Source organism: Hydrogenophaga sp. 70-12 (genome assembly GCF_001897365.1).
Classification (GTDB): domain Bacteria; phylum Pseudomonadota; class Gammaproteobacteria; order Burkholderiales; family Burkholderiaceae_C; genus Hydrogenophaga; species Hydrogenophaga borbori.
This window is the reverse complement of record NZ_MKSS01000292.1, coordinates 1-8,400: the sequence shown is the minus strand read 5'-3', so window position 1 is coordinate 8,400 and position 8,400 is coordinate 1. Positions and strand designations below refer to the sequence as shown.

Here is an 8,400-nt window from a genome sequence, read left to right as displayed (position 1 = left end):
TCCAGGCGTGGATCACGTCGTTGGCGGTGGTGATGATGCGCACCTTCTTGCCCACGGGCACCACCAGCGGGTTGTCGACCTTGAGCAGGTAGTCGTCGGTGGCCTCGGGCTTGCCACTGTTGGACATCACGCGGTGCGAGGTGTCCAGCGTGGAGAGGAAGCCGATGCCCTCGCCCTCGCCCTTGATGTATTCGTAGCCCCACTTCCACTGCATGCCCACCGCCTTGATGGTCACGTCGGCGTTGGTGGTGTCCTTCTGTGCCACCAGCACCTTGGTGGCGGGCAGCGCCATGCCGATGACGATCAGCAGGGGGACGATGGTCCAGCCCAGCTCCACCCAGATCGGCTCGGGCAGCGCCTGCGACTGGTGGCCCACCGATTTGCGGTGCTTGAGGATGGAATAGAACATGACGCCGAAGACGATCACGAAGATCACGGCGCAGATGCCCATCATGAACCAGTGCAGCCAGTGCTGCTCTTCGGCGATCTTGGTGACCGGCGGGGCGAAGTTGAGCTGGTTGACCGCGGGGCCGCCCGGCAGATCGTTGACCTTCTGCGCGGCCGCCGAGGACCAGACCCCGGCGCTCAGCAGCGCCAGTCCCACCGCGTTCCGCGCTGCACGTAGGGCTTGCAGCGTCTTTGTCGTCTTGCTCACTTGTTGCGCCTCAAATATAAGTGTCGATTGATATCGACCCCGATTACACCAAAACCTGCCAGGCCTGCGCCAGCGCTTCGCGCGCCGCGCAAGGCAGTCGCATCTCACGCGCCAATCAGGAACGCGCCCCCGGACGCGGCACGCCGGCACAGGGGGAAATGCCCTTGAACCCAAACCGCGGGATTGTAGCCGCCGCCATAGGGAGCCCTGACCGCAAGCCGGGACCCCTTGGTCGGGTTTGGCTCAGCCGCGGCGCTGGCGCAGCTGCTCGCGCAGCGCGTCCAGCGGCACGGTGGCGTCCCCGCGCGGCGGCTTGGGCGCCGCCTTGAAGGCGTGGCCATAGACGATTTCGACCGTCAGGCGCAGGCGGCCGCCGTCGGTTCGCGGGCCACGCGCCTCGATCGCCGCCAACAGGCGCTCACGCCAGCCCCGGCCCCGGCAGGCCCCGAAGCGCTCGGTCGAGAGGTTGCGACCGAAGCCGCGCAACTCATCGACCAGGCTGGCGGCGCTGCCGTAGGTGAGTTCGAGTCGCTCCATGTCCATGACGGGCTCGGCGAAGCCGCCGTGCACCAGCATGTCACCCCAGTCGTGCATGTCGGTGAAGGCGTGCGTGGGCGCGGGCCAGCCCTCGGCCGCCCAGACCTCGCGCAGCTCGTTCAGGCTGTCCGGGCCCAGGCAGGCAAACATCAGGAAACCGCCGGTCGCTATGTGCGAATGCCAGCGCGCGATAAGCCGCTGCGGCTGGGGCTCGGCGTGCAGGCCCATGTTAGCCCAGAGCATTTGCACCGGCCGCTGCGGGTCGGCGGCTCGGGGCTCCAGCCAGCGCGGGCGCAGCGGGTTCCAGGACCGGGGCGCGGCCTCCCGGGTGGCCGCGGCGGCGCGCGCCATGTCGCGCGACCACACCTGCCACTCGGCGCGGGGCAGCGCCGCGCGCAGGCGCGCATGCGTCTTCAGGCCGCCGAGCACAGGCTCCCAGTGCAGCCAGCTCGTGGGCGGCTCGCGGAACCACTGCAGGCGTTCGGCCATGCGCCCGCCCACTTCCTCGTGCAGCCAGGGGCTGTGTGTGCGCGGCAGGCCCTGCCAGCGGGCGCAGGCCACGGCATCGAGGCCGGGCACGGCGTCGGCAGCGTCGGAGGGGGATGGGTTCAAGGCGGCGGGCCGGTGCGAACCGGCCCCGGTATCGGGAGGGGGCGCTCAGTATATTGAGCCCGCATGCGCCGCTTCGCCGTATGGACACCCGGCTGGTCATGGCCCAGCCAATGCCATGTGTGCGGCCAGTGGCCGGCCTGGCCGCTGTGCGAGCCCTGCCGCCAGCGCTTCGCGCCGGCGCGCCCCCGCTGCCCGCGCTGCGCCGCGCCCGCCAGCGACGCTTCGCCTTGCCCCTGCCGGGCGCGGGCCGCCGATCGCGTTCTCGGCGCCTGCGTGGCCGCGGTGGACTACACCTTTCCCTGGGACCGGCTGATCGCGCGCTTCAAATTCCACGGCGAGACCGCCTGGGCCCGGACCTTCGCCGGGCTGATGCGGGCCGCGCCCGGCGCCGGCGCCCTGCTCGACGCGGCCGACGGCATCGTGCCCCTGCCGCTAACCCCCGGGCGCCTGGCCGAACGCGGCCACCACCCGCCCTGGGCGCTGGCCCGGGCCCTCGTGCCACGGCACCCAGACGCACTGCGGCCGGACGCGCTGATGCGCCTGAGCGACGGCCCCGCACAGCACCGCCTGGCCCGCGAAGAACGCCTGCGCAACCTTCGCGGCGCGTTCGCGGTGCCGGCCGAGTACCTGTCGCGCCTGCGCGGCGCCCGGCTGCTGCTGGTGGACGACGTGGTCACCACCGGCGCCACCCTGGACGCCGCCGCGCAGGCCCTGCTGGCGGCGGGCGCCGCGCGCGTCGACGCCCTGGTCTTCGCCCGCACGCCAGCACCGCACGAGCGCGCGGACTGAGGCGCACCACTATCATGCGCGCCCCACCATGTTCAATGTCGTCCTGGTCCACCCCGAAATCCCGCCCAACACGGGCAACGTGATCCGCCTGTGCGCCAACACCGGCTGCGCGCTGCACCTGATCGAGCCCCTGGGCTTTTCCATGGACGACAAGCTGATGCGGCGCGCCGGACTGGACTACCACGAGTACGCCGAGGTGCGCCGACACGCCGGCTGGGGAGCCTTTCTGCACGCCGCGCGACCCGATCCCGAGCGCCTGTTCGCGCTGACCACGCGCGGCCGGCGCGGCGTGCACGACACCGCGTGGCGGGCGGGCGACTGGCTGGTGTTCGGGGCGGAGTCGAGCGGCCTGCCCGAGGCGGTCCGAGCGGACATCGCCCCCGGTCAATGGTTGCGCCTGCCCATGCGGGCGGGCCAGCGCAGCCTCAACCTGTCCAACGCGGTGGCCGTCACCGTGTTCGAAGCCTGGCGCCAAAACGGCTTCCAAGGCGGGGTTGCGTGATCCATATCACGCGAGTTCCCCCTGAAACATCCCCCATTTGTGGCAACTGCTCCACCATGCGCGACATGGAGACCACGATCAACCCCCGCCACCACCGGCTGCCCGCCACCGGTCCGCGCCGGGACCGCGGGCCTCAGGGACACCCGGTGATCGCGCGCATCGCCCGATGGATCGGCGTGGTGCACCCCCAACCCCAGCCGCGCACGCCCCACTTGCGGGACATCGTCGCCATCCGCCAGCGCCTGCTGGCCACCATCGAGGACTGCGTGCACTCCGTGCCGGCCCTGCGCCTGCGCCGCCAGATCGAGCAGGCGCGCAGCCCCCAGGAGCTTTGGCTGCTGCGCAACGACGCCTTCCAGCTCATCGCCCAGCGCCACAGCCAGCACGTGGCCGCCGCGCGCATCGACGCCCTGCGCCAACTCTTCGAAGACTGGCTGGACCCGAAGCAGCTCGCTCGCATCCGCTGAGCCCGGCGCTCAGGGGTAGTGGCGCACCAGCGACTCGGCCAGGCACACCGGCTTCTCGCTGCCTTCGCGCTCCACCGTGACCGCCCAGGTCATCTGGCGCCCGCCGTTGTCGATCGGCTCGCAGGCCTGCAGCGCCATGTGCGCGCGCAGGCGGCTGCCCACCGGCACCGGGGCCGTGAAGCGCACCCGGTTCAGCCCGTAGTTCACGCCCATGCGCGAGGCGCGCACGTTCATCGCGGACTCGAAGAACACCGGCAGCAGCGACAGCGTGAGAAAGCCGTGTGCGATGGGCGCGCCGAAAGGGCCGGCCCTGGCCCGCTCCACATCGACGTGGATCCACTGCTGGTCACCGGTGGCGTCGGCGAAGCGGTTCACCCGCTCCTGGGTGATGGTGACCCAGTCGCTGGTGACCACGGCCCGGCCCACCAGCGCGTCGAATTCCTCGAGGGTGTCGAATGTGCGCATGGGCGCACTCTACAAATCCGGGCCGCGATCGGATGTCGGGCGCGCGACAAGCCCCTGCCTCAGCGGTCCAGCCAGTCGCAGATGCCCTGCCACTGCTGCAAATCCTTCTCCACCCGCCAGGGCGCCACGTCGAACAGCGTGAGGCCGCGCGCGGCCAGGTGGATGTAGTTCTGCGTGTCGCGCAGGTAGCCCAGCACCGGCAGGTCCAGGCCGGCCACGAACTCGGCCAGCTTGTCGGCCGCGATGGTGCGCGGATCGACCCGCATGCCCACGATGCCCACGGCAGCGCGGCGCGTCTCGGTCAGCTCGTCGAGGAAATCGCGCGTGGCGTAGATGTCGAAGATGCTGGGCTGCAGCGGCACGATGACCTTGTTGGCCAGCTTGAGCACATCCTTGAAGCGCTTGCCGTGCAAGCCGGCGGGCGTGTCCAGCACCACGTGGGTGGCCTCTTTCGGCGGGCGCGCGATCTGGTCGTGCGACACCTCCCAGGTGTGGATGGGGCGCGCCGTGGGTGGCCGCAGGCGCAGCCACAGCGCGGATGACTGCTGGCGGTCCACGTCGCCCAGCATGACGGTATGGCCGCGGCTGGCGTAGTAGCCGGCCACATTGGTCGACAGCGTGGTCTTGCCGACGCCCCCCTTCGGATTCGCAACCACCACGATCGGCATGTCGTCTCCTTGAGTTCGGCCCCCTGGGGCGGCCGGTACTGGCACAGGTAAGCCTATGTTAGCCCGAGCCCGTCCCAGACCAGCTTGCAGCCCGTGAGGAACATGCCGGTGTAGATGAGGCGGTAGAACAGCACCGGCCGGATGCGGTGCGCGATGCGCACCCCGATCCACACCCCCACCGGCGCCAGCGGCAGCAGCACCAGCGAGGTGGCCATGTTGCGCAGGTCGATCAGCCCCAGCCAGGCGTAGGGCACCCACTTGGCCATGTTCACGAAGAAAAAGAAGAAGGCCATGGTGCCCGTGAACAGCAACGGCGGCAGGCGCATGGGGATCACGTAGGCGTTGATCGGTGGCCCGCCCGCGTGCGCCACGAAGCTGGTGAAGCCCGAGGTGGCGGTGAGGATGGCGCCCACCCAGCGCGGCGGCGGCGCGCTGTCGGGCCGGGGCGGGAACAGCAGGCGCTGGGCCAGGAACAGCAGCGTGAAGGCGCCCACGATGCCCGCGACCAGGCGCGGCTCCAGCCAGCGGAACAGCAGCGTGCCGATCACGATGCCCAGCAGGCCATAGGGCAACAGGAACTTCAGCAATTGCCGGTCCACGTTCTTGCGGAAGGCCGCCATGCCCAGCAGGTCCATCACCAGCAGCACCGGCATCAGGATGGCCGCGGCCTGCGGCACCGTCACGGCCAGCGCCATCAGCGGCACCGCCAGCGAACCGAAGCCGGCGCCAAAGCCGCTCTTGCTGATGCCCAGCAGCAGCACGGCCGGCACGGCCACGGCATAGAAGAAAGGGTCGGTGATGAGGGGAAGCGATGACACGGAAGACAATCCGGCGATGCAAAACGTGACATTGTGGGGGGAAACCCTCAGGCTGCTGGTGGAGGTGGCCGCCACCGCGGCCTTCGCGCTGTCGGGCATCCTGGAAGGCGCGCGCAAGCGGCTCGACGCGGTCGGTGTGGTCGTCGTCGGGTTTCTGGCGGCCTTCGGCGGAGGCACACTGCGCGACCTGCTGCTCGACCAGCGCCCGTTCTTCTGGGTGCACCACGTGGAGCTGCTGTGGGGCGTGCTGGGCCTGAGCGTGCTGGCCATGCTGTTCCTGCGCACGCGGCACTTCGAGGTCACCGAGCGCGCCATGCAGTGGCCCGACGCCCTGGGCCTGGGCCTGTTCGCCGCCACCGGCGCGCACCAGGCGCTGCTGCTGGAGATGCCGCCCCTGGTGGCCGTGCTCATGGGCATCGTCACCGGCGTGGCCGGCGGCGTGCTGCGCGACGTGGTCTGCAACCAGATCCCCAGCGCCTTTCGCGACCACCGGCCCTACGCGGTCTGCGCCTTCGTGGGCGGCTGGGTCTACGTGGGCTTGTGGGCGATCGCCGCACCGGGCTGGCTGGCGCTGCTGGCCTGCGTGGGCGTCACGGCCGGGCTGCGCGGCCTGGCGCTGTGGCGCGATTGGCAGTTGCCGCAGTGGCGGCTTTGAGTCCCGGGGACAATCGCGCCATGTTCAACCCTTCCCAAGCCGACGTGCGCCGCTTCTTCTGCGGCGCCTACGCCAAGCTGCGCGACGCCCAGCCCATGGACGCGCTGGAGCAGCTCGCTGCCCAGTGGATCGCCGAGCACCCCAAGTACCACGGCGAACTGGCCGACGCCGAGGCCGCCGTGGCGCGGCTGAGCCAGCCCGACGCGGCGCGCGAGAACCCTTTCCTGCACCTGTCCATGCACCTGTCGATCAGCGAGCAGTCCAGCATCGACCAGCCGCCGGGCATTCGCCAGGCCGTGGAACTGCTCACCGCGCGCCGGGGCGACCTGCACACCGCCCACCATGAGGTGATGGAGTGCCTGGGCGCCATGCTCTGGGAAAGCCAGCGCGCCGGTCGCCCGCCCGACGGCCAGGCCTACATCGACGCCGTGCGCCGGCGGGCGACAGTGGATTAACCCCCCGCCGCGCTCCGCGCGTCCCCCCTTGAAAGGGGGCATCACCGACGGCCCGGCAAAGCCGGTTCCGTGGTGACCCTGGAAAACAAAAAGCCGCTCGGTGAGCGGCTTTTTGTTGGGGGCGCTTCGCGAATCGATCAGCGGAAGCGCGACTGCGGCACGGTCTGCAGCTCGCCCTGGACGGTGCTGAGGTACTTGGCGATGGCGCGCATCTCGGCCGGGGTGTACTGCTTGGCGATGCCGGCCATGATGCCGTTGCTGCGGCCGATCAGCTTGTTGCCCTCGACGGTGTACGACTTGAGCGCCACGAACAGGTAGTCGGGGTGCTGGCCACCGATCTTGGGGTAGCTCGGGTCGATGGGCTTGCTGAAGTTGACGCCGTGGCAGGAGACGCAGGCGCCCTTCTGCAGCAGCGCGGCGACCTCGGCGCTCGCGGCGGCCGGGGTCTCCGGCGCGGCGGGGCCGGCCTGGCCGGCGTAGAAGGCCGCGAGATCGGCCATGTCCTGCTCGCTCAGCGAGCCGGCGATGCCGCGCATGGACGGGTGCTTGCGGTCGCCCTTCTGGTAGGCCTTGAGGGCCGCCACGATATACGGCGCGCCCTGGCCCGAGATCTTGGGCACCTTGTGGATTTCGGGGAAGCTGTTCTGGTAGCCGGGGATGCCGTGGCAGCCGATGCACATCTCGGCCTTCTTGTGGCCGGCTTCGACGTCACCGGTGACGCCCTGCGCCTGGGCCGATGCGGCAGCGACAAACAGCGTCGCAGCGGCGACAAGGGTACGGGCGATCGGTTTCAGCAGTGGGGTCATTTTGCTAGCACAATCAAGAACGGCCGGGAAAGATCAACCGCGAATTATATGAGCGGTCGCCGCGTCTCCCGCCACATCCCGAGTCCCGCGCGCGGGCAGCCGCGCCGCCACCCCGAGGCCGCCTCCATGAAATTCCAGGGTTCCCAGAACTACGTCGCCACGCAAGACCTGATGCTGGCGGTCAACGCCGCCATCACGCTCAAGCGCCCGCTGCTGGTCAAGGGCGAGCCCGGCACCGGCAAAACCATGCTGGCCGAGGAGGTCGCCCAGGCCCTGGACATGCCCCTGCTGCAGTGGCACATCAAGAGCACCACCAAGGCCCAGCAGGGCCTGTACGAATACGACGCGGTCAGCCGCCTGCGCGACTCGCAGTTGGGCGACGAACGGGTGAAGGACATCCACAACTACATCGTCAAGGGCGTGCTGTGGCAGGCCTTCACGGCCGACCAGCCGGTCGCGCTGCTGATCGACGAAATCGACAAGGCCGACATCGAATTCCCGAACGACCTGCTGCGCGAGCTCGACCGCATGGAGTTCTACTGCTACGAAACGCACGAGCTCATCAAGGCCAAGCACCGCCCCCTGGTCTTCATCACCTCGAACAACGAGAAAGAGCTGCCCGACGCCTTCCTGCGCCGCTGCTTCTTCCACTACATCAAGTTCCCCGACGCCGAGACGATGCACAAGATCGTCGACGTGCACTTCCCCACGCTCAAGCAGGACCTGCTGAAGGTCGCCATGAAGACCTTCTACGACGTGCGCAACCTGCCCGGCCTGAAGAAGAAGCCCAGCACCAGCGAACTGCTCGACTGGCTCAAGCTGCTGATGGCCGAGGACATCCCGCTGGAAGCCCTGCAGAGCGCCGATGACAAGGTCGCCATTCCGCCGCTGGTCGGCGCGCTGCTCAAGAACGAGCAGGACACCACGCTGTTCGAGAAGCTGGTGTTCATGAACCAGAGGAACCGCTGATG

At 69.6% G+C, this 8,400-nt stretch carries 12 protein-coding genes; 6 read left to right on the top strand and 6 right to left on the bottom strand.

Annotated features, from left to right (window positions below):
- On the bottom strand, positions 1-634 hold a 634-nt coding region (locus BGO22_RS15905), incomplete at its 3' end, for a cytochrome c oxidase subunit II (protein WP_502686472.1).
- 264 nt (positions 635-898) lie between these two features.
- A complete protein-coding gene (locus tag BGO22_RS15900) occupies positions 899-1,804 on the bottom strand; it encodes a class I SAM-dependent methyltransferase (RefSeq protein WP_139146914.1) in 906 nt (301 codons plus the stop codon).
- A gap of 273 nt (positions 1,805-2,077) precedes the next feature.
- On the opposite strand from BGO22_RS15900, the gene BGO22_RS15895 reads away from it, so the two are divergent.
- The 3 genes from BGO22_RS15895 (at position 2,078) to BGO22_RS15885 (ending at position 3,562) form a co-directional block, all read left to right on the top strand.
- Positions 2,078-2,593, top strand: a complete 516-nt coding sequence (locus BGO22_RS15895) for a ComF family protein (RefSeq protein ID WP_353744356.1) — start codon at positions 2,078-2,080, stop codon at positions 2,591-2,593.
- 28 nt (positions 2,594-2,621) lie between these two features.
- Positions 2,622-3,095, top strand: a complete 474-nt coding sequence (trmL, locus tag BGO22_RS15890) for a tRNA (uridine(34)/cytosine(34)/5-carboxymethylaminomethyluridine(34)-2'-O)-methyltransferase TrmL (protein WP_070397363.1) — start codon at positions 2,622-2,624, stop codon at positions 3,093-3,095.
- 65 nt (positions 3,096-3,160) lie between these two features.
- Positions 3,161-3,562: a hypothetical protein gene (locus BGO22_RS15885; RefSeq protein WP_139146913.1), complete on the top strand. Its 402-nt coding sequence runs from the start codon at positions 3,161-3,163 to the stop codon at positions 3,560-3,562.
- Positions 3,563-3,571: 9 nt separating this feature from the next.
- On the opposite strand, the gene BGO22_RS15880 is transcribed toward BGO22_RS15885, so the two are convergent.
- The 3 genes from BGO22_RS15880 to BGO22_RS15870 are packed head-to-tail and all read right to left on the bottom strand — an operon-like array spanning position 3,572 to position 5,513.
- Positions 3,572-4,027: a MaoC family dehydratase gene (locus BGO22_RS15880; RefSeq protein ID WP_070397361.1), complete on the bottom strand. Its 456-nt coding sequence runs from the start codon at positions 4,025-4,027 to the stop codon at positions 3,572-3,574.
- A 59-nt stretch (positions 4,028-4,086) separates the two neighbouring features.
- A complete protein-coding gene (locus BGO22_RS15875; protein WP_070397360.1) occupies positions 4,087-4,695 on the bottom strand; it encodes a nucleotide-binding protein in 609 nt (202 codons plus the stop codon).
- A gap of 53 nt (positions 4,696-4,748) precedes the next feature.
- A complete protein-coding gene (locus BGO22_RS15870; protein WP_070397359.1) occupies positions 4,749-5,513 on the bottom strand; it encodes a sulfite exporter TauE/SafE family protein in 765 nt (254 codons plus the stop codon).
- A gap of 16 nt (positions 5,514-5,529) precedes the next feature.
- On the opposite strand from BGO22_RS15870, the gene BGO22_RS15865 reads away from it, so the two are divergent.
- Positions 5,530-6,168 (top strand): trimeric intracellular cation channel family protein, encoded by a 639-nt coding sequence (locus BGO22_RS15865; RefSeq protein WP_070397358.1) that lies wholly within the window; start codon positions 5,530-5,532, stop codon positions 6,166-6,168.
- A gap of 20 nt (positions 6,169-6,188) precedes the next feature.
- Positions 6,189-6,623 (top strand): DUF1841 family protein, encoded by a 435-nt coding sequence (locus BGO22_RS15860; RefSeq protein ID WP_070397357.1) that lies wholly within the window; start codon positions 6,189-6,191, stop codon positions 6,621-6,623.
- 137 nt (positions 6,624-6,760) lie between these two features.
- Here BGO22_RS15860 and BGO22_RS15855 read toward each other — a convergent pair whose 3' ends face one another.
- Positions 6,761-7,429 (bottom strand): c-type cytochrome, encoded by a 669-nt coding sequence (locus BGO22_RS15855; protein WP_139146912.1) that lies wholly within the window; start codon positions 7,427-7,429, stop codon positions 6,761-6,763.
- A gap of 126 nt (positions 7,430-7,555) precedes the next feature.
- Between BGO22_RS15855 and BGO22_RS15850 the strand changes: the two genes are divergently transcribed.
- Positions 7,556-8,398, top strand: coding sequence for an AAA family ATPase (locus tag BGO22_RS15850; RefSeq protein ID WP_070397356.1), 843 nt, complete (start codon positions 7,556-7,558; stop codon positions 8,396-8,398).
- Positions 8,399-8,400 lie beyond the last annotated feature (2 nt).